We start from the raw sequence: 22,277 nt of genomic DNA, 5'->3' as shown, positions 1-22,277 counted from the left end.
TCCAATCCAGTCATAATATTTTCCTAAACGTTGTACCTGAACCTTATTTCTTATCTAATAATGAGGCTTTTGATTTAGAAGTTCTTTAGTGTATATTTTTCCCTAGTCTTTTATTGTAACACAGCTCCCGATCATTTTTAAAATCCCTCAGAGAAATTCTAATGCCTTTTCAGTAAAAATATGCTACAATAAGTTGAAAACTATCAACCAGATGGTTGGTATAGAATGAAAGGATTACAATGACTGAAATTTCAATTTTGAATGATGTTCAAAAAATTATCGTTCTTGATTATGGTAGCCAGTACAACCAGCTTATTGCTAGACGTATTCGAGAATTCGGTGTTTTCTCCGAACTGAAAAGCCATAAAATCACTGCTCAAGAACTTCGTGAGATTAATCCAATTGGTATCGTTTTATCCGGAGGTCCAAACTCTGTTTATGCTGATAATGCCTTTGGAATTGACCCTGAAATCTTTGAACTAAGTATTCCGATTCTTGGCATTTGTTATGGTATGCAATTAATCACTCACATTTTGGGTGGTAAAGTTGTTCCTGCAGGACAAGCTGGAAATCGTGAGTACGGTCAATCAACCCTTCATCTTCGTGCTAATTCAAAATTATTTACAGGTACTCCTGAAGAACAACTTGTTTTGATGAGCCATGGCGATGCTGTTACGGAAATTCCAGAAGGCTTCCATCTTGTTGGGGACTCAAATGACTGCCCTTATGCTGCTATGGAAAATACTCAGAAAAAGCTATATGGTATCCAATTCCATCCAGAAGTTAGACACTCTGTATATGGCAATGATATCCTCAAAAACTTTGCAGTAGCAATCTGTGGTGCACGTGGTGACTGGTCAATGGATAATTTCATTGAAATGGAAATTGCAAAAATCCGCAAAACAGTAGGTGATCGTAAAGTTCTCCTAGGTCTCTCTGGTGGAGTGGATTCTTCAGTTGTTGGTGTCCTTCTTCAAAAAGCTATTGGCGATCAGTTAACCTGTATCTTTGTAGACCATGGCCTTCTTCGTAAAGATGAAGGAAATCAGGTGATGGGAATGCTTGGAGGCAAATTTGGGCTAAATATTATCCGAGTAGATGCTTCAAAACGTTTCCTTGATCTCCTTGCAGATGTGGAAGATCCTGAGAAAAAACGTAAAATTATCGGTAATGAATTTGTATATGTTTTTGACGATGAAGCTAGCAAATTAAAAGGTGTTGACTTCCTTGCTCAAGGAACACTCTATACTGATATTATTGAATCAGGAACAGAGACTGCTCAAACCATCAAATCTCACCACAATGTTGGAGGTCTTCCCGAAGACATGCAGTTTGAGCTGATTGAACCTCTAAATACCCTTTTCAAAGATGAAGTGCGTGCTCTCGGTATTGCTCTTGGAATGCCTGAAGAAATCATTTGGCGCCAACCTTTCCCTGGACCTGGACTTGCTATCCGTGTCATGGGGGCTATCACTGAAGAAAAACTTGAAACTGTTCGCGAATCAGATGCTATTCTACGCGAAGAAATTGCCAAAGCTGGACTTGATCGCGATGTATGGCAGTACTTTACTGTTAATACAGGTGTTCGCTCCGTTGGTGTCATGGGAGATGGTCGTACCTACGACTATACTATTGCTATCCGTGCCATTACCTCAATTGATGGCATGACAGCTGACTTTGCTCAACTCCCTTGGGATGTCTTGAAAAAAATCTCAACACGTATTGTAAACGAAGTTGACCACGTTAACCGTATCGTTTACGATATTACAAGTAAACCACCTGCAACAGTTGAGTGGGAATAGAGTTAATAAGTATAAAAAGCCTATGAAATCAATATTTCTAAGGCTTTTTATTTTGTATTGACAACAGTTTAGCAACAAAAACAGATTATTTTTTTTATCAACTGCGTTGAGAACTCCTTTTTTCGTTCAACAGACTACGCTAGTCAAACTTCAAAAAGGAGTGTCAATAGTTAAAGGTTGTGGTATAATAATGCTTGTCGCAACTCCACTAACGAACTTAGTTTGGAGGTGAGTTTTTGCTAATCTTCGTTACAGTTATTCTAGCACCTTTACTTATCACAATTATAGGTAATGTCATTTCTGAGTGGATAGTCAGAAAGTGGCTAGAAAAAGGCGACAAAGACAAATAACCTGAGTTTGATAACTTGCATATCAGACAAAAGAAAATACCAGAGGTGGAGCTCTGGTATTTTTGTTTTTGCCAAGACTTCGTTACAGTTCTTGCATGATTATTATCACATAATTTGAGATAATTGTCAAATTTTACTATCCAAATTGATAGTATGTTGGTTGCCGTTAAACTTACTTTTTCTAACGTTATTTTCCGTCACTACTACTTGTCCTGTCATTCTATTAGCAACTTCTTTCATAGCATTAGGGCGTAGATGAGAGTAAGTTCCAAGCGTTGTCTTAATATCTGCGTGCCCTAAGCGATTTTGCATTTCTAAATCATTCATACCAAGCGACAACATAAAACTAGCGTGAGAGTGTCTTAAATCGTGAATACGAATAGATTTTATGCCTACAAACTCACCATGTACTTCTAAAACACGTTTTAGCGTAGATTTTACCAATGGACTATCTGCTAGAGAAAAGACAAATCTGCATTCTCCTATTTGAGCCTGTGCTTGTTTCCAGTATTTCAAATGTTCTAAAGTATCGTCATCAAGATACAATAACCTAGTACCTGAGATAGACTTTGTATCTGTAATATACCATTCGTTTTGATTTTTATAATACATTGAGCAGTCTATCAAGACAGTACCACTATCAAAATCAATCTTTGACCACTCAATAGCTTGTAATTCGCTTGTACGAACCCCAGTCATAAAGAAGAACCAAAACGTGGTAAAATACAGTAAATCATAAATATTAGAACTTGTCAAATGTACTAATGAACTTCTGAAACTCTTCAACCGTCCCAAAATCAACTTTTGGTTTATCTTTCTTAACATTTCCAACTTGTTTAGCGACGTTGTTAGGTAACATACCAAGTCGAACAGCTAAATCAAAAACTTGTTGTAGTATCTGATGTACAGAACGAATATAATTATTTGATAGTCCTTCAATAAACATAGCATTCTGCCATTGCTTAACATGGGGAGGAAGAATGTCTGATAATTTCATATTATTAAAATAGGCTAGTCTTTTAAACTTTGAACATGACATATCAAAAGTACGTTGTCTAACTTGACTTTGATAATCTGGTATAAAATAATCATCTAGGAATTTTTTAAACGTCATTGAGCTATTGCTTGATAATGAACCTTTCCCAAAATCAGCAAGTATTCTCATACGCCATTCTAAAGCTTCCTTTTGAGTTTTAAAGCTATGTATCCTTTTACCTGTTATAGGGTCAAATCCAAGCGATACAGACGCTCTAAACGTACCATTTGGCATTGGATAGACACTAGGAATTTTAGGCATGTTCTGCTACTTCCTTATCTAGCAAATCAGCTTCATCAATTTTTACACCCAAAATTTCCTCTCATGTTAAAATATAATTGGTTATTTTTATATTTGATGCGGTTTGCCGACTGCATCATTTTTTAATTTTTTGATAGTTTGCTTTATTTTTAAAAAACACATAAATATCTGGAAAATGCTTATATAAACTCTTTTCATTTCTGAAATCAATTAAATAAACATTATCCACTTTAACTTTTTCAAATATGATTATTTTCCTAGCCATTTGTCACGTCCTTCACATTCTTTGGCAAAATTCTAGGATAAATATATTCCTCTAATAATTTTGTGATAAACTCGTCTTTGTTTTGTGATGAATACAAATCTTCATAGTTGAAATTTAAAACAACACTAGAGCCATCAGAGCGTTGGTTGTGATCATTAGCTTTATTTTTCTTAACTTCTGACACGCTATAAAAGGTATCTTCCATACCGTGCTTTTTAGCTATCTCCGTTGAAAAATTAACACGTCTTAAATACTGGTTTAAATCTTCTGTTTTGATATTGCCAAAAAACTGTTTGGGTGACATATAAGCAGTCATCACAATCAATCTAGGGACAACCAATTTATTTTGATAACGTGCCGACATTCTTGCAGAGTTAAGAGGGTCAAAGAGTTTTAACCAATCACTCGCAGATAAGCTATCTTCTCGCAAGTCATCTAAAAATAAAATTTCCTCACCGTAATAATTATCAAATGGATTTTTTGAACTAGCAGGATAATACTCACCTTTTAAACCATTTTCTCTTAACCGTTTTGACACTTCTAAAATAAGCTCATTGGCAAGATGGGTTTTTCCAATACCAGGTTCGCCTTGAATATAAAGAACTGTTAGCTGATAGTTACCTTTTTTCAAATCTTTTAGACGTAATACTGTCTCACGTTCTCCAAAGAAATTAAAGCTTTCTCTGAATTTTTGTTGGTTATTGGCAAATAAGAAAGCTAGTTCATCATCTTCCATAACTTCCAAATAATTTAATTCTCCCTTTTGGACTTTTGATAAGACTAAGTCAAGACTTTCATCAGATTTTTCACGTTTACGAGTTGCAGCATATTTTTCAAAATCTTCTATATTTTGATTGATGAATGTTTCATAATCAAGCGTATCGAAGGTTTCTACGTCATTGACTGGATACTGGTACTTATCCTTATCTTTGGCATGGATAAGGTATGCCAGAGCATTGATACGTGTATAAGCTCGTCCTCCTTTTGATTTTGGAGTTTCAATTCGTTCACGTTCTAGACCTAAGGCACTGGCTACTTTTGATAAATCAATTTGTTTTGGAAAGTCAATATAGCCGTGTACGTGAGGTTCAACTAATTTTGTACCATAGGACACATCTTTATCATGTACCACTATCGCAAATTCCACAAACTCATCTTCTTCAACTAATGTTCTCACACGGTCAAAGATAAGTCTAAAAATTTTATCTTTATTCTTTTCCCAATCATATAATAATTGTTTTTCTTGGATAGACCAATCCCAAAAGCTGGTTTTTAGTTGTTGTTCAAATAAAAATCGTCTGTTTCTAATTCTTTTTGTCATCTTTTCCCTTTCTAGTTAATATAGGGGTTTTCAAATCATTTTCAATCATTTTTCAATAAAGTTTTGGCATTATACTCCGTTTTTCGTTAGAATAATGCCAAGTAAAATGCCATGTTTTCTAGCAGTTTTAGGGGACGCGTACGCTGGCACCTTCGGTATTGCCCAACCCTTCAAAATGCTGTCAAATCAAGGTTTTTCCTTGTTTTGCACCATTCTATCGTCAAGTCCAGAATGGCGCCCGCGCATAGAAATGTGTCTATGTTGCTATACTAGCCCTAAAAAACTCTTGAGCTAAAAATAGAACTGATTTTTGGTAGCTTGGTAGCCTATCACTCCCGCTGGCTAAGCTCCCAAAAGCCCTATTTTCAGCTCCTTACAGCAGTTTTAAGCCACTAGCCACCAATTTCAGCCCCTTATAACCTGCATTACGACCATCAACCCATTGTGCCATAACCCGAGTATCGAGCAACTCCACAAAAGCTAGTTGAGCACCTGCCATAGCTCCCTCGATCTCATCAGAGCTACCTAGAACTTCAATTGTGATTGTCTTGACATCTTCCAAATCAATCAGACCTTGTTCTACAGCATTAGCTGTACGTTCATCAATTCCATTCAACATATAGCCTTCTACAATATCAGTCGGCTTACCGTCTTTATACTTGTTTTTAGGACGAGCTTGTGTAAAGTCAACTTTTACTTTTTTAGGGATATAGAATTGTTAGCTATCTAAAGCCATTTCTTTAAGATTTAAGTCACTTGTCAATTTCATTTTGTTAGTTGCCATTAGTCTTTACCTCTTTATTTCTTTCTAATTTTTGAGAAGAAACCTTGTTTTTGGTTTTCTTCTAAGACTGCTATCCTTTCTTCTAGTTTCTGTACCTTTTTTTCAAGCACAGATATCGTTATGTTTTTGGTGTTATGAGCTTTTACTAGCTTGTTTAGAGTAACTTTCATATCAGCAACATCTTGCTTTAATCGTCGCTCCTCACGAGCCTTTAAATCGCCCCAAATTTCTATTACAGACTGAGCCATGTTATTTGTTTCATCAATTCTTGGTGAAAGCCTGATAAACTTATCAAACTCATCTTCAGTAAATTGATAAACATCTTGTACTCTTCTGCGACTAACACGCATTCTAGTTTTTTTGAATTCATAACCAGAAAGCTCTTCAATTTTTAATCGCCACTTTTTAACCGAAGTAATCGATTTTCCAGTAGCTTGCATAATATCTTTGTACTCCTTATAAGCCATTTCTTCTATTCTCTTTTCTTTAAAATATGATATAATCAGAATAATTGATTTTGGTAAATCTTTGAGGAAGTAGATTTCTTCAAAGATTTTTTTCATGCAATCATAGACAGATACCTCATCTCTACTTGCCAAACGTTAGGATTGTTTGGTATAATTTGTATATCGAAATATTCGATAAAATTATTATATCGGAATTTCAGATATTTGTAAAGTGTAATATCGATTTTTTCGATAAAAAAGAGGTAATATATTGAGTTTCACTAATAGATTAAAAGAAAATAGAAAAAATAAAAAGCTAACTCAAAAAGAATTAGCCGAACAACTTGGAATAAAACAAAATACTTACAGTGATTGGGAAAGAGGTAAAACCCAGCCAAATTTAGATAATATAATAAAGTTAGCGAATATCCTAGATACAACTACTGATGAACTATTGGGAAGACAAGTCAACTTTGGGGATAAAATCATATTTAATATAACTAACTATGACTTAAGCAATATAAAGAACTTTAGTGAGCAAGAACTTTACGATTTGAAATCAACAATAGTACTCGAACTATTAGATGATTCCATTGATACTCAAACAGTCAAAAATAAGTTAACAACTAAAAACAAACTTGACAAAGACCAAGAAGTCATTTTAGATACTATACTAACTGAAGCAAAAATATTTGCTGATGAGGTTCTAGCATTTGAAAAGTTCAGAAAATCAAAAAGAAAATTCAAATAGCCATGGCAAAAGGATTAACAACAATTCAACAACAACACATTCAAATAATGATGAATAACACTTATTGATTGTATTATCAAACGCTATAAGACCAATAATTCTAGTCATTCAAAATACGACAATTAGCGAGTGGGAATAACAAAAACAATTACAAGGGCTCTGAAATACTAATTTCTAAGCCCTTGTAATTGCTCATTATTATAGCCTTTAAAGTTAAAAGACTCGCCAAAATTAGCGAGCTTTTTAATGTTTATTTCTTAACTGTTTTCGAATTTTATACATGACATTAGCAATATGATAAAGTGGGCTGACAGGGAGATTAAATTCTCCTATAAATTCTTCTATTGTCGGAGAAAAGTTGGCCTTAAATTTAGTAAGCCCATCATCAAGTGAGCCTTCCACTCCTCCCATGTTAGCCCAAACAATACCATCTTGATAGGCATCTTGAAAAACTTTAGGATACAACAGGTACTGAGGATAAAATTTCTTAAAATCATCATTCATCCCAGCATAAAGCATTTCCATGACATTTCCATAAGAAATAGATAAAATACCTGCCACAACAACTTCCTCAGGATATTGGGCCGTAAAACCTTCAAATTCAGTTATATAACGTTCTAAAGAAGTTTTTTGATCTTCTAATTTTTTTAAACGCTTTTTTTGATGAGCTTGAGTGCTAATAATATCTTGATTAATAAGGTTTAATTGCTGACGGTATTGATCTAGTTTTTGAGGAATATTCACTTTTGCCAAATGTAAGTAAGCCTTATCCCCATAAGTAGTCATCAACTTTTGAAAGTAAGCCTCATTACGCAAAGAAATATTTTTACGTTTTTCTGTTAAGGAGACAATCTTGGCAAATTTTTGAAGCTCTGATTGACTGGCACGATACGTTTCTACACCACGCTGCCTAGCATCTTTCATTAGACGTCTGGTATGCTTAGGAAATTGCATCTCAAGTTTTTCTTGAGTATAAATATTGGCTTGGAAACGAGGTTGGATGCTATCTGCAATCTCCATTGTTAGCCCAGTCCAATGGGCACCAACTTCTTGGAGATTCTTAATAGCTGCTAAAGCTAAAGGATTTTCTTCTCCTTCTTGTCCCAGTGCGTATTGTTTTAAAAGGACAGCTGGATCATATTTGATAAAGAGGGCCTTTTTAGTTTTTCCATAATCCTTTAGTGTTTTCATGGTGAATGCCACTAAATCACGGTCAAGATAATCCATGACTGGCCCCCTTGGAATATAAATAATGCTTCTTCCAAAAGGCAAGGGCTTAATTAAAAGTGATAAAGAGGCGACCTGTTTTTCCCCTTTAAAAATACCAATGCGTTCATTCTGCCACTGATTCTTAATCTTAGCCCAAGCACTGCTTTGTAGCACATTAATTTGTTCATGTTGTTTAACAAATAAATCGTGCTCTTCTTCAGAGATACCAATTTTTGAATAAAAAATTAAGTTCGTCATTTATTTCTATCATCCCCTAAATCTAACTAGCATTCTCTCACCTATAAGCTTTTGAAAACTTATGTTACAAATATATTACTATATTACCAAAATGTGTTAAAAATGTAAACTTTATTTCTTGACATCCTGTTAAATACCCTTCATTTAGTTATTCGATAAAAATAGATAAAAATAACTATTTTTTTATAAAAAAGTTATCAGAAAATCTTACTATAAACATCATTATTACTGGCAGTGTAACATATCTTATGTAAGCACAAAAAAAGGAATAAATTCTGTATAGTAGAGTTGCAAAATGTCACTAGAAAGAGATTTATTCCATGTCCTAGTTTACTACAGAGTTACTTAACTTCCTAGCCTAAATTAGTGCTATTATTGAACATAAGTATGAACAGGATTATAGTTCGGCTACTGTTTCAAATATCACAAAAATGATGCAAGAGCTTTTCATGAGCAGTCGCTTCAAATGAACTACTCTGTTGAAGAACAAGGCTCAGTGATTCTCACCTTATTTGCGGATGATCAGATACGTCTTTATTTCCACTTCTTAGGACACCAAATTCATTTCCTATTACCCTAACCCTTCAAAAAAACTTCCAGCCTTTCAGTGGCTAGAAGTTTTTTATGTTATCGATTTTAAGAATTAACTTCCGTCATGTTACGAATATCATAGTGAACGATTTTACCATTCGCTGTGAAGGTAATAGTGTCTTGATAACTGAAACCTTCCATACTAATACCATAGGTCAAGGCAATTTTAGCTAAGCGATACTGTAAATTTTTCACATCAAGGTCATATTTCTTAGCAAGTTCTACCATTTGACGATCATAATCATCTTCTTCTGCTTCTGCTTCTGCTTCTGATACTTCTTCGTCCTCCTCTAACAAATCTTCATCTTCCTCTGATTTGTAATGATTATTGTCCATGTCTGCCTTGCCTTGTTTACCATAGTCACTATCACTTCCCCAACCTTCTTTTTTAGGCAATTCGCTTGGGTTTTCAATATAGTATTTAATGGTTGCAAAGAGGTCACTCAAGCTATAACCTTCTGGTGCAGTGTATAACCCTTCGTCAAACCAAGAAAAACGTAAATTATGGTAATGGTCCAAATGAGGAATAACCAAGTGGTCACCTTGAACGCTTACAGTATAGGCAGTATTGTAAGGCATTTTATCTAAAGGAACGATTTGGGCTGCTTTAACAGATTCATATAGTCCTTCGGCTTTAATAGGTTTAGCAACATCATTTGTTTCCTTTTTCTTATCAGACGGCTTAGTCTGGTCTCCCTTATTTTTTTCCTTATGAATATCCGCATCTGTTCCCCAGCCATCTTTTTGTGGGCGTTCACTTGGGTGTTCCATATAATATTTAGCTGTTGCTAAATATTCTTCTAAGCCATAAGTTTTTTCACAATCCTTAAAGATGTCTGGATCTTCATCAAACCACTTTAATTCTACATAATGGTAATGATCTTTATGTGGAATAACAAAGGTACCATTTTTGTATTCCGTTGCTAAAGCGATACCGTAAATCAGGTCATCTGGATTAATGAGAGCCTTAGGTTCAATGCTTTCATAAATTTCTTGTGCTGTTTTATGTTGACCAGGTTTTGGACTAACAGGTTTTTTATCAGAAGATGATTTCTTTTCCCAGAAAGCTTTAGCGGCTGCCAATTCTTTTTCTGATAAATCTTTTTTAGGAATCCAGTGCTCATGGTCCATATGAGGGGTCACATAGCCCTCACCAGTATCTTCAATAATATCAGTAGGATCAAATATATACCCATCAGAAGTTGCGTAGTGACCTGCTGCGCGTGCCGCCTCAATTTCTTTATCGCTATAAACGATTTTAGCATTTGGTTTGCCTTGACGCTCATTTAATGGTGTTACAGGATAGTGTTCTTCTTCATCTGTCAGGCTGTGATCCCCTTTAGGAGTAGGTTTTTCTTTTTCAGAAGAAGACTCTTTTCCTGGTTTAGGGGTCACAGGTCCTAATGTATTATCATCAAGCGAAATCCCATTAGCTTTAGCGACTAACTTAGTCACTTCAAACTCTAGTGGCGACATGCTGCTGTAATAAATGAAGTGGTAATGGTTTCCGTGAGGGACAGACACCCCATCTTTCGTAAAGCTATGAATTTGAGCTGGATCATAGACAAGTCCGTCTGATTCCACATGACGTTCTGATTTTGGAGTGGCATATAAACGCGCTAAAAGTGACTCATAACTAGCATTATTCGGCGTTTCCTTATGAGGAACTGGCTGAACTAATGGTTTGGTCCCATCACCATAAGATGGTAAAGCACCTCTGCCATTTCCAGGACGGTAAGCAGGTCTTATCACATGACTAGAGGTATTTGGACGTGTTTGTCCAGCACCTGATTTTCTGTCCCAATAAGCCTGTGCTGCAGCTAATTCACTTGGAGACAAATCTTTTTTAGGAATGTAGTGGAAATGGTCTCCGTGCGGCACTAAAAAGGCATCTCCTAAGTCATTAATGACATCTGTTGGGCTAAAGATATAACCATCATCAGTAGTGTAACGGCCTTCTTTTCTAGCTTCATTTACTGCTGCAGCTTCTGCCTTGCTGAGGTGGGCAACTTGGGCTAACCCTTTTTCCTTAGCTTCCTTGGTGCCTTTTGCAACCTGTTCTGCTATTTCTTTTTTGGTCCGAATATTCTTGCGTTTGCTTCCTGGTTTGAGGTAAATATAATACTTACCATCCACTTTAATCACATAACCATCTAAAATCTCATTCACAACATCAGATTGTTTGAAATGGTAATTCGGATCCGTCATCAACAATTCTTCGCTGATAATGGCATTGTAAGGAACTTTGCCATTGTAGTAATGATAATGATCACCATGTGACGTCACGTACCCTTGGTCAGTGATTTTAACCACAATTTGCTCTGCCGAAATACCTTCTTCCTGACTAATTTGGTCAGGGGTTTTATCTGCTACTAATGAAGTTCTATCAGATTTGTCTCGACCACTGTCTTTGACATAAGAAACGGCATTATTTTGTGCCTGCTCAGCTTGATATTTTCCTAGAGCATAACCGCAAGAGCTACATAAAACAACCAAAGCTGCCGCTGTACCAATTAATTTTTTTTGTTTCATTGTATCCTCCTTTAACGTAATTCGTTATACAAAATGGTCAAATTTTCTTTGACATTTTCCAAATAGGATTTATTATTTTCTGGGTCCGCTTCTAGAGGACTCAATAGTTTAAGTTTGACACCAGTTGTGCGAGCAACTGTTTTTGCTAATTTTTGGGAGACATTTTTCTCCACAAAAATGGTTTTTACCTGATAGGTTTTGATAAAATCCCTAATTTCCGTCAACTGTCTTGCCGTTGGTTCTTGCTCTGGTGAGATTCCTGCAATTCCTAACTGTTTCAGGTGATAACGTTTGGCTAGGTAAGAAAATGCTGTATGTTGGGTCACAAAAGTTCTAGCTTTAACCGTTTTAAATTTAGCTTGAAACACATGGTTAATAGCACTAGCCTCTTTTCTAAAAGCCTTAGCATTCTTTTCGTAAATCGATTGATGTTTTGGATCGATAGTTGCCAATTGTTTTGCAATAATGTCTGCTTCATCTGCTGCTAGTAAGGGATCAGACCAAGTATGAGGATCATACAATCTAGCCGGGTCAATACCATCTGTTACTGGCATATCTTCCAAGCCTTCAACCTTATTTAACGTCAGGCCTTTTGAGGCTTCAACAACCTTCACTTTTGAATGATGATTGCTCGCATCCAATTTACCTGCCCAAGCTTCCAGTGTATGGGAATGGTAAACAAATAAATCTGCGTCATATATGGCTGCCACATCATTAGGAGAAGGTTCAAAAGAGTGAATACCCGCTCTGGATTGAATCATTTTGACATCATTTAGATCACCAGAAATATATTTGGTCATCGCATAGATAGGATAAAAGCTTGTCACAATGTGTAATCCATCTTTTGTTTGCTTAGGTTGCTTTTGGCAGGCTGTCAATATAGGAAATAACAAGCAGCATAAAAGACTAAGTCCTAAAGCAATATACTTTCTTTTCACGATTGGCTCCTTTCTAATTAAAAAAGTAGTTGTCTGTTAAGTTTTGGTTTGTTTGTTTTTTTCTTAACCAGTTAAGTATATTCCTCTTTTTAAGCTTTGTCAATCCCTTTTTGACAAAATCTCCTTTAAATATGTCTATCGCAAGTTGTCAAAGCAAGCTTTTTTAATTAACTATATTTAAAAAAGTGTTTAGCTGAATAAAAAAGCTGAACATTAACATTCAGCTTCTTAAAGAGAAATTATCGTAATGGATAAAAGGAAAAATCCCTCTTCTCTCCTTTATGAAAACAGTGTCCCTTATCCACCTACCAGCTGCTTGAAAAAATCAATGATTTGTTGCCAAATCCCTTTTCCTGTATCAATAGCCTGAGTAGGATTAAAGTTAAGGTTAATATGGTCAAATGTTCCATTGGCTTTCGTTACGATACTCTTTGTTTAAATCATTTAAAGTTTCTATAAATTGGCTATTGGTGATAACCCCACTATTAGAAAGATGGATAGCAAAATGAACAATCAGATTGATTTGGTCTGCTGTTACAGACTGACTTAACCCATAATGATTAAGAGTATCCTCAACAATCTTACGAACATCATCTTCTGTTAACTTCTTCCCGCCTTCGGCAATAGCGGCCTTAATATCTGTTAAGGCAACATTGAGCTTGTCCGCATCGTATCCCTCTTTCCCTGTGTTTTCAACATTAATTCCTGAGAGAGTAGATAATTCTTCCTGGGCTAATTGTTTGTTTTCCTCTGGTACCCTAGCTCCGTTTTCTTCCAAAGAATAATAAATACCAGCTAGAGCTGACTCTCCCGTTACAGGAATAGGTGAAGCTACTTGAATTCTAGCATGTTCAATGCCTAGAGTAACTGCCGCATTACGATACATGTCTTGCGTTACTTTTTGTATATTCTCAGGAGTTACAATGGTGACTGTTAAGGTTTCTTTTGCCCCTAGTTTTTGAATTTTAACAGAAGAATAAAGTTGAAGGCTTGGGTCATCAGCCACATTCATAATAGCAGCATAGGCTGTTGTATTCAAGGTTTTAATCTGTTTGTCTTTGGTTTGATTGTAATTTAGCAAAGATAGTGTTTGGTTTTGTTGTTCAGGAGACAGAGAGTAGCCTAACACATAATCTGGCTGCACATAATGTTCATCTATGACAGTTTGAACATGATTAATTGCTGCAGAAGCTGTTTGCATCGTAAAAAACGAAGCTAATATAAGAGCTCCTGCCAATAATTGTTTTCGATATGTCATTTTCTTTACCTTGGTTAGAGAAATTTCCTATTGGATTGAGATGGGGTCAAAAATTAGAATCAGACCAACATAAGGTTACCGGGCTTTTCAGACTAGTCTGCTAACTTTTCTTATTTTTTGACCAAAATCCTGTCTTTGCCATTAAAACAGCACCTCGTTCCTTTTCTTTTTCAAAATCTAATGGAACTATTGTAGTATTTTTAACCTAGGAAGACGATTAAAAACTGTATCTCAACTCGTTAAGAACAACTAAAAATCCCTTGGAAATAGCACCAAAGGAATTTTTAATCATCACAGTATTGCAGTCTTATTTCGTTTTTGCTGATAAGATTACTTTTCTGTCACCATTCTAATATTTTCTTGATGGTTTGAATCATTGAGATAGACATAATAAGCCCCATCAACCTTCACAATATAACCATTGTTAATCTCATTGACCACTTGTTTGGCATCAAATTGATAGTCTTTAGGCGCTAATAAGTCTGATGATAATAAGCTATCAAATGGTACTTCCCCATTGTAAAAATGGTAGTGATCCCCGTGTGAAGTCACGAAACCATCATCTGAAATAGAAACAACAATTTGTTCCGCAGCAATGCCTTCTTCTTGATTAATCTGATTAGGCGTTTTGTCCTTCTCATCTTTTACAGTATTTTCTTTAGAAGAACTATGTTGACTGGTCTTGTCACTTTTACTAGTCGAAGAATCCATGACTTGCTTATGACAAGCGGTCAAGCTACATAAGGCAAAAATCAAGAGGATACGAAGGAAGATACGTTTACTCATTTTCTTTCTCCAAAACACGATAGAGTATCGCTAAATTCATTTCAAGATTATCAAGATAAGGCTTTTGATTGTTTGGTGCTATTTCAAGTGGACTCAATTGCTGTACGCTAACACCGCTACTTTTAGCCAACGTTTTAGCGACTTTGTCTGATACATTTTCTTCCATGAGAATTGTTTTTACCCCATACCTTTTAATAAAACGATTCATATCAGCCAACTGTTGCGGGCTTGGCTCTTGCTCTGGTGACACACCTGCAATACCAAGTTGTTTCAACCCAAAGCGTTTAGCCAAATAAGAAAAAGCTGTATGCTGGGTGACAAAGGTATGGTGAGATAATCCCGCAAACTTAGCCTGATAACGCTCAACTAATTTTTCGGCCTTTAATTTAAAACGCTTGGCATTCTTGAAATAATAAGCCTTATGAGCAGGGTCTTTTTTAGCTAATAAGGTCGCAATGGCGTCAGCTTCCTGGCTGGCCAAAAGAGGATCCGTCCACGTATGAGGATCATTCAAAGCATCTGCTGACATGCCTTTTTTTAGTGGGACACGTTCCATACCTTGGACCCGATCCAAAGGTAACTGAGCAGCACCTTCCAATACAGTCACTCCTTTTTGTTTTAACTGCGGAGCTAAATCGGCTGCCCAAGCTTCTAAAATTTTAGAATGGTAGATGAAAATATCCCCATCATAAAGTTTTGCAACCAAATGAGGACTAGGCTCATAAGAATGAATGCTGACCTGTTTAACCATCAGCTCAACCTGATTAACATCACCAGAAATTTCTTTGGTTAAAGCATAAATGGGATAAAAACTGGTTTTAATGTGAAGACCCTCGGTCTTTGTTTTAGAATCTGGCTGGCAACCTGATAAAACAAATAAAATCAGGCTTGTCGCTAGAAACGTTATTGTCGCAATAAAGTTTTTTCTCATCGTCACTCTCTTAACTAGTTAATCATATTCAGTTTATCATCCTTTAATGATTTTGTCAATCTCTTATCATTTGATAAGATGTAAAAAAACTATACTATAACTCCTTGCTTGATTTTCTTAGGGCTAATAAGGGGGCTGAAGTTTTCATTCGTGTAATTCTAAGGGAAGGCCATCTGGATCAAAAAAGAAGGTCATCTTCTCCCCAGTATAATCATCATACCTGATTGGCTCAACCGAAATACCCAGACGCTTTAGCTCTTCCACATAATCTTCAATATGCTTGACGCGAAAAGCCAAATGCCTTAAGCCACACGCTTCTCTCTCAAATTCTGGCCTGCCAACCCGTTTAGGAGGAGCCTGATAAGCTGAATCGCTAGTCACATTTCCAAAAATTTCCAATTCAATCTGACCGCAAGCTAAATCCAGCTTGTAATCGTGCCTCTCTGGCCTATGATTTTCCCGAATGATACTAAATCCTAGCTTGTTCACATAAAAGTCTTTTGAGGCTTCGTAATCTGATACGATAATAGCCACATGATGGATAGCATCCAATTTCACGGTTAATCTCCTTTCAAAAGAAAAAGCAGAGTGTGATGTCAATACCACACTCCTACTTTTAAAACAGTCTTTCCTTTAGGTTGATACTTGATTGTACGAATGGCTAAATGCTTTCAATATCTCTGCAGGTGCCTGATCAAAGTTATATTCTGTTTTTAACTGACCTTTGACAATAATACGCTCTGTTGCTTCTAAATCCGTACAGGTGACTAAGGTAACCTCCTTGACACCCGGAGTATCGTAAATCACATCAACTCGTTCAGGGGCAACTGTCGAAACGTCATTGATAATGTATTCGTAAATTTTTTCTTTATCGGTTAAATAGATTGCCATCCCATTTTTAGCTCTTTCAAGTGGTGAAAATAGCATTTGTGATGAGCCAGTAATCCCAAAGATATGGTGACTAGCCAGAGAATAATTATTCTCTCCTCCCATAACTTGGTCTTCTTTCATGGTTCCTGCTCCATAAATTAACTCAACATTTCCTAGTCCTTTAAAAATCGGCAAGTTAATACCAACATCTGGTATTGCAATACCACCTATTACTGGAAGCTGTTGAGCAGCCATTTGGGCTTGTAAAACTGCTTCTGTACTAACTGGCTCTACAGCTTGAAAATCAAACGTGGATTTAGCCTCTTTATTCTTTTTAATGTCTTTTTTCGAGACTTTAGTCACTTGGTATTTGTTAGAATTCCAAGCAATTAACGTATTACGAATAGGTTTATTAAAAAGTAAAGCTAAACCGATGATTAGAAGCACAGCAATCAGTAACTTTCTTCCCCAAGACATGGATTTTCGTTTTTGACGACCTTGTTTTTTAGCCATTCTCTATTTCCTCACTATTACTTACTGTTGCCTCTCCCGACACTACTTCTTGATTGTCAGCAAGAACAACTTCCTCGTCTTCTGTTTCTACTAAAGCAAATGTAACAATTTTAGCGTCCGCATCTAACTTCATGACCTTGACACCCAGAGTAGCACGACCTGTTTGGGAGATATTGGCAACACTTGTACGAATAATAACACCTTTGTTAGTGATAACCATAATATCTTCTGTACCATCTACGGTAACCAACCCAGCTAATTGACCATTTTTAGGGGTAATATTAGCTGTTTTTATCCCTTTACCACCTCTACCTTTTGTTGGGTATTCTGTGGCACTGGTTCGTTTACCATAGCCATTTTCGGTAATTACTAGAACTTCTTGCTTATCTTGAATACGTGACGCACCGACAACGCGATCCTCTTCCCGTAGTTTGACTCCGCGAACACCTGTAGCTGATCGGCCCATGTTGCGGATACTTGCTTCATTAAAGCGAACAGAATAGCCGGACTGAGTTCCAATAATAATATCGTCTTGACCGTCTGTCAACAACACATTAATTAGTTGGTCTCCCTCTTTCAAGTTGAGCGCACGAAGTCCGTTTTGACGGATATTATTAAATTCTGAAACTTCTGTACGTTTGACAACGCCTTGTTTAGTTGTAAAGAAGAAAGATTTACCCGCAGTCTCTTCTTTGCGAGCATTGATAATGGTTTGAATAGTCTCACCATCTTCTAATTTCAGTAAATTAACTATCGGGAGCCCTTTAGCTGTACGACCGTATTCAGGAATCTCATAAGCTTTCAAACGATAGACACGCCCAAAATTCGTAAAGAAGAGCAAGGTATCATGGGTGCTAGTTGATACCAACTCACGTACAAAATCGTCATCGTTGACCCCAGTTCCTTGGACGCCACGTCCACCACGTTTCTGGGCACGAAATTCATCTTGAGCAAGACGCTTGATGTAACCTTTATTTGACAAGGTAATTAAAACATCTTCTTCTTCGATTAAGTCTTCATCTTCTAGAGAGAGGACTTCACCAATCATTAATTCTGTACGGCGTGGATTAGCGTATTTACGCTTAATCTCATCCATTTCTTCTTTGATGATGGTGACAATGCGTTCTGGTTTGGCTAAAATATCAGCTAGGTCAGCAATCAAGGTCAACAGATCATCATATTCTGATTGAATCTTATCACGTTCCAAACCAGTCAAACGACGTAAACGCATATCTAAAATAGCCTGGCTTTGGCGTTCAGACAAGTTGAAACGTGACATTAATTCTGCCTGAGCAATAACATCTGTCTCACTATTACGAATAATAGCAATCACTTCATCTAAATGATCAAGGGCAATCAGTAAGCCTTCTAAGATATGAGCTCTAGCTTCTGCCTTGTCCTTATCAAACTGAGTACGGCGAGTAATCACCTCTTTTTGGTGGCTAATGTAGTTATCAATAATTTGTCTTAATGATAAAATTTTAGGCACACCATTTTCAATAGCCAACATATTAAAACTGAAATTCGTCTGAAGGCTAGTTAATTTGAAAAGGTTATTCAAAATCACGCTAGCAGAGGCATCACGACGAATTTCGATGACAAAACGCACACCCTCACGGCTAGATTCGTCACGAACAGCTGTAATCCCTTCGATGCGTTTTTCTTGGGCAAGACGAACAATGTGCTCATGCACTTTCGTTTTATTGACCCCATAGGGGAATTCTGTGACAACAATGCGTTCACGACCTGTCTTGGTTGTCTCAATCTCTGTCCGTGAGCGTAAAACAATAGAACCTTTACCAGTATCATAAGCCCTATGAATACCGGAGCGCCCCATGACAAGGGCACCGGTTGGAAAGTCAGGTCCAGGAATCACTTCCATCAATTCTCTTGTTGTACAGTCTGGATGTTCCATTACCATCTTGACAGCATCAATAGACTCTGCCAAGTTGTGAGGCGGAATGTTAGTTGCCATTCCCACGGCAATACCGGTCGCCCCATTGACCAATAGATTAGGAAAGCGAGCTGGCAATACCAAAGGTTCCCTCTCGCTGCCATCATAGTTGTCTTGAAAATCAACCGTGTTTTTATTAATATCTCTTAATAATTCAAGTGCAATTTTACTCATGCGTGCTTCGGTGTAACGTTGTGCCGCAGCACCATCGCCATCCATAGAACCAAAGTTCCCATGGCCATCAACAAGCATGTGACGGTAACTCCACCATTGCGCCATACGAACCATGGCTTCGTAAATAGAAGAATCCCCATGTGGGTGATATTTACCCATAACATCACCAGTAATACGAGCAGATTTTTTATGTGGTTTATCAGGCATCACACCAAGTTCATTCATGCCGTAAAGAATACGACGATGAACGGGTTTTAGGCCGTCACGCACATCTGGCAATGCCCTTGCCACGATAACACTCATGGCATAGTCAATGAAACTTGTCTTCATTTCACTTGTCAGATTGACGTCAATTAAATTTCTATCTTGCATTTAAGGAATGCTCCTTTTCTAGTCAATACTACAGTTAATTATACCATAAAATCCTTATTTTTTTCTTATAGGAAGCGTTATCAGAAAACAATTTTCATTATTTTCCTGAATTCCATGACAAACATATCCCAATATGTTAAAATAAAATCGTATGAGCTATTGCTCTAATAAAATTAAGGAGATATTTAGAAATGACTGCAACTAAACAACACAAAAAAGTAATTTTGGTCGGTGATGGTGCCGTTGGTTCATCATACGCTTTTGCATTGGTAACACAAAATATTGCTCAAGAACTTGGTATTATTGATATTTTTAAAGAAAAAACTCAAGGAGATGCTGAAGATTTAAGCCACGCTCTTGCCTTCACATCACCTAAGAAAATCTATGCTGCTGAATACTCAGACTGTCATGATGCAGATCTTGTTGTCTTAACAGCTGGTGCTCCTCAAAAACCAGGCGAAACTCGCCTTGACCTTGTTGAGAAAAACCTTCGTATTAATAAAGAAGTGGTCACTCAAATCGTTGCTTCTGGTTTCAAAGGAATCTTCCTTGTTGCTGCTAACCCAGTTGACGTTTTGACTTACTCAACATGGAAATTCTCAGGTTTCCCTAAAGAGCGCGTCATCGGTTCAGGTACTTCATTGGATTCAGCACGTTTCCGTCAAGCTCTTGCTGCTAAAATCGGTGTTGATGCTCGTTCAGTCCATGCTTACATCATGGGCGAACACGGAGATTCTGAATTTGCCGTTTGGTCACATGCTAACGTTGCAGGTGTTGGTCTTTATGACTGGCTCCAAGCTAACCGTGATATTGATGAGCAAGGTCTAGTTGATCTTTTCATTTCTGTACGTGATGCTGCTTACTCAATTATCAATAAAAAAGGTGCTACTTTCTACGGTATTGCAGTTGCCCTAGCACGTATTACAAAAGCTATCCTTGACGATGAAAATGCAGTTCTTCCACTTTCTGTTTTCCAAGAAGGCCAATACGAAGGTGTTGAAGATTGCTACATTGGTCAACCAGCAATCGTTGGTGCCTATGGAATTGTTCGCCCAGTCAATATTCCACTTAACGATGCTGAATTGCAAAAAATGCAAGCTTCTGCAAATCAATTAAAAACTATCATTGATGAAGCCTTTACTAAAGAAGAATTTGCTTCTGCTGCTAAAAACTAATTACAAAAAGAGACCGAGGTCTCTTTTTGTTTTGTCTGATATTCCTTTTCCAACGTGCTATAAGAGAATAATAAAAGTTTAGGATTTTTCAGGGGCAAACAACTAGCATAAAAGTGTCCTTTTGCGACAACTATTTTAAAAAAAGCCAGTACAGCTAAACTGCTCTGGCCTCTTCCTATCAGGTATTAGTCTTTGGCACCAAGTGCTGCCATTGTGATGTAATTGTAAGGTTTGTTGAAGTGTGGCAAGAAGAAAATATCGGTTAATGCCAACTTTTCAATGGTCACTCCTTCTTGGATAGCAAGTGAGAACATGTGAATTCCCATTGACATATCTTCGCGGGCTGCCATTTGAGCACCCAAGATACGACGTGAGTCTTTATCGTAAACAATCTTAATGGTCACTGGGAAGTTACCATGCTCAATAAACTCAGGTTTTTGATTATCAGTGTATTCAGTCACTGCAGCATCAAAACCAAGTCGTGTAGCTTTTTCAAGGGTCAGACCAGTTGATACCATGTGCAAGCCATAAATTGAAATACCGTTTGATCCTTGGACACCAATTCCTTCAAGGTCTGTGCCACAAGCGTTATGTGCTGCTACAATTCCTGTACGAACAGCATTTGAAGCTAAAGCAATGTAGTTTGTGTCGCGAGTTGCGTTATCATAGATAGTTGCGCAATCACCAATGGCATAAACATCTGGAATAGAAGTTTCTTGACGTTTGTTAACAAGGAAAGCACCATTACGGAAAAGCTCAATCTTGCCATTACCGAGGGCTGTGTTTGGACGGAAACCAACAGCAAGGATAACCATATCCACATCATATTCATTTTTATCAGTGATGATTTTTTCAACTTTACCATTACCAGCTACTTCTTTAACCGTTTCGCCAAAAGCTAGTTGAATACCATGCTCTTCCATATTCTTAGACATTAAGTCAGTCAAATCACGGTCATAATAACCTGTCAAACAAGTGTCCATGACATCAATGAGAACCACTTCTTTGCCTTTACGTTGGAAAGCTTCAGCCAGTTCAACTCCGATGTAACCTGCACCAACAACAGCTACACGTTTAATGTCTTTGTTTTCAAGCTTTGCAATTACATCAGCTGAGTTTTGGTATAACTTAACAAATTGAAGGTTTTCAAGAGTTGCTTCAAATTCAAGTGATCCTTCTTTGATTTCGGCACCTTTAATTGGTGGTAAGATTGGTTGTGAGCCAGTTGCAAAAATCAATTTGTCATAAGCTTCCACGTGCTCTTTGCCATTCACAAGTGCTGTCACTGTTTTAGCATCATAGTCGATTGATTGAACAGGTGATTCCATGTAAACTTTAGCTCCTAAAGACTCTAGTTCTCCTTTGTCAGAATAGAACAAGCCTTCTGGTCCAGCAATTTGTTCACCAATCCAAAGCGCCATACCACAGCCTAAAAATGAAATATTTGAGTTTTGGTCAAATACAACAATCTCATTAGCATCACCGTAGTTTGTTAACATAGTTTTGATACAGGCCGTACCAGCATGGTTTGCACCAACAACAACGATTTTACTCATATATTTTGTTCCTCATTTCACAATATTATATATGAATATTATATCACAGTAAAAAAGCGCTTTCAAACATCTTGCTCACTTTTCTTATCTATTTCTTTTTTGCTGGCTGTGATTTCCCATTTATTAGAAAATGTTGTTCATTTT

Annotated in this window: 15 protein-coding genes and 2 pseudogenes; 3 read left to right on the top strand and 14 right to left on the bottom strand. The window is 36.9% G+C overall.

The window, feature by feature from the left end; all coding sequences use genetic code 11:
- Positions 1 to 239: 239 nt before the first annotated feature.
- Complete coding sequence (guaA, locus tag EL097_RS07960) at positions 240 to 1,802, top strand: glutamine-hydrolyzing GMP synthase (RefSeq protein ID WP_129545013.1); 1,563 nt, start codon at positions 240 to 242, stop codon at positions 1,800 to 1,802.
- A 476-nt stretch (positions 1,803 to 2,278) separates the two neighbouring features.
- Here the strand turns inward: guaA and EL097_RS07955 are convergent.
- From EL097_RS07955 to EL097_RS07935, 4 genes and pseudogenes are all read right to left on the bottom strand, one after another.
- Positions 2,279 to 3,449, bottom strand: a pseudogene (locus EL097_RS07955) (tyrosine-type recombinase/integrase).
- Between the two features lie 257 nt (positions 3,450 to 3,706).
- Positions 3,707 to 5,035, bottom strand: coding sequence for a Rep family protein (locus EL097_RS07945; RefSeq protein ID WP_129545012.1), 1,329 nt, complete (start codon positions 5,033 to 5,035; stop codon positions 3,707 to 3,709).
- A 373-nt stretch (positions 5,036 to 5,408) separates the two neighbouring features.
- Positions 5,409 to 5,654: a hypothetical protein gene (locus tag EL097_RS10965; protein WP_003048525.1), complete on the bottom strand. Its 246-nt coding sequence runs from the start codon at positions 5,652 to 5,654 to the stop codon at positions 5,409 to 5,411.
- Positions 5,655 to 5,833: 179 nt separating this feature from the next.
- Entirely contained in the window at positions 5,834 to 6,418 is a 585-nt protein-coding gene (locus EL097_RS07935; protein ID WP_232013336.1) for a hypothetical protein, read from the bottom strand.
- Between the two features lie 118 nt (positions 6,419 to 6,536).
- Between EL097_RS07935 and EL097_RS07930 the strand changes: the two genes are divergently transcribed.
- Entirely contained in the window at positions 6,537 to 7,016 is a 480-nt protein-coding gene (locus EL097_RS07930) for a helix-turn-helix domain-containing protein (protein ID WP_003048528.1), read from the top strand.
- 243 nt (positions 7,017 to 7,259) lie between these two features.
- Here the strand turns inward: EL097_RS07930 and EL097_RS07925 are convergent, their stop codons facing one another.
- The 9 genes and pseudogenes from EL097_RS07925 to gyrA form a co-directional block, all read right to left on the bottom strand.
- The gene (locus EL097_RS07925) at positions 7,260 to 8,483 is read right to left on the bottom strand and encodes an aminoacyltransferase (RefSeq protein WP_003048531.1); all 1,224 of its coding nucleotides are present in this window, start codon (positions 8,481 to 8,483) and stop codon (positions 7,260 to 7,262) included.
- A 636-nt stretch (positions 8,484 to 9,119) separates the two neighbouring features.
- The gene (locus tag EL097_RS07920) at positions 9,120 to 11,606 is read right to left on the bottom strand and encodes a pneumococcal-type histidine triad protein (RefSeq protein ID WP_003048534.1); all 2,487 of its coding nucleotides are present in this window, start codon (positions 11,604 to 11,606) and stop codon (positions 9,120 to 9,122) included.
- An 11-nt stretch (positions 11,607 to 11,617) separates the two neighbouring features.
- Positions 11,618 to 12,544, bottom strand: coding sequence for a metal ABC transporter solute-binding protein, Zn/Mn family (locus EL097_RS07915; protein WP_003048536.1), 927 nt, complete (start codon positions 12,542 to 12,544; stop codon positions 11,618 to 11,620).
- A gap of 297 nt (positions 12,545 to 12,841) precedes the next feature.
- Positions 12,842 to 13,802 (bottom strand): annotated as a pseudogene (locus EL097_RS07910) (DUF1002 domain-containing protein).
- A 330-nt stretch (positions 13,803 to 14,132) separates the two neighbouring features.
- The gene (locus EL097_RS07905) at positions 14,133 to 14,588 is read right to left on the bottom strand and encodes a pneumococcal-type histidine triad protein (protein ID WP_003048541.1); all 456 of its coding nucleotides are present in this window, start codon (positions 14,586 to 14,588) and stop codon (positions 14,133 to 14,135) included.
- The gene (locus tag EL097_RS07900; protein ID WP_003048543.1) at positions 14,581 to 15,519 is read right to left on the bottom strand and encodes a metal ABC transporter solute-binding protein, Zn/Mn family; all 939 of its coding nucleotides are present in this window, start codon (positions 15,517 to 15,519) and stop codon (positions 14,581 to 14,583) included. Before EL097_RS07900 ends, EL097_RS07905 begins: the two co-directional genes overlap by 8 nt.
- A gap of 144 nt (positions 15,520 to 15,663) precedes the next feature.
- On the bottom strand, positions 15,664 to 16,077 hold the full coding sequence (gloA2, locus tag EL097_RS07895) for an SMU1112c/YaeR family gloxylase I-like metalloprotein (RefSeq protein WP_003048545.1): 414 nt from the start codon (positions 16,075 to 16,077) through the stop codon (positions 15,664 to 15,666).
- 75 nt (positions 16,078 to 16,152) lie between these two features.
- Positions 16,153 to 16,902 carry a class A sortase gene (locus tag EL097_RS07890; RefSeq protein ID WP_003048547.1) on the bottom strand — a complete coding sequence of 250 codons (750 nt, stop codon included), beginning with the start codon at positions 16,900 to 16,902 and terminating at the stop codon, positions 16,153 to 16,155.
- Positions 16,895 to 19,402, bottom strand: a complete 2,508-nt coding sequence (gyrA, locus tag EL097_RS07885) for a DNA gyrase subunit A (protein ID WP_003048550.1) — start codon at positions 19,400 to 19,402, stop codon at positions 16,895 to 16,897. Before gyrA ends, EL097_RS07890 begins: the two co-directional genes overlap by 8 nt.
- A gap of 191 nt (positions 19,403 to 19,593) precedes the next feature.
- Between gyrA and EL097_RS07880 the strand changes: the two genes are divergently transcribed.
- Complete coding sequence (locus EL097_RS07880; protein WP_003048552.1) at positions 19,594 to 20,577, top strand: L-lactate dehydrogenase; 984 nt, start codon at positions 19,594 to 19,596, stop codon at positions 20,575 to 20,577.
- A gap of 185 nt (positions 20,578 to 20,762) precedes the next feature.
- On the opposite strand, the gene nox is transcribed toward EL097_RS07880, so the two are convergent.
- The gene (gene nox / locus EL097_RS07875; RefSeq protein WP_003048554.1) at positions 20,763 to 22,133 is read right to left on the bottom strand and encodes a H2O-forming NADH oxidase; all 1,371 of its coding nucleotides are present in this window, start codon (positions 22,131 to 22,133) and stop codon (positions 20,763 to 20,765) included.
- Between the last annotated feature and the right edge of the window lie 144 nt (positions 22,134 to 22,277).

Origin of the sequence: Streptococcus canis (assembly GCF_900636575.1) — a bacterium.
Taxonomy (GTDB): Bacteria; Bacillota; Bacilli; order Lactobacillales; family Streptococcaceae; genus Streptococcus; species Streptococcus canis.
Note: the sequence above shows the minus strand (reverse complement) of the source record. Positions and strands in the feature narration are given on the sequence as shown.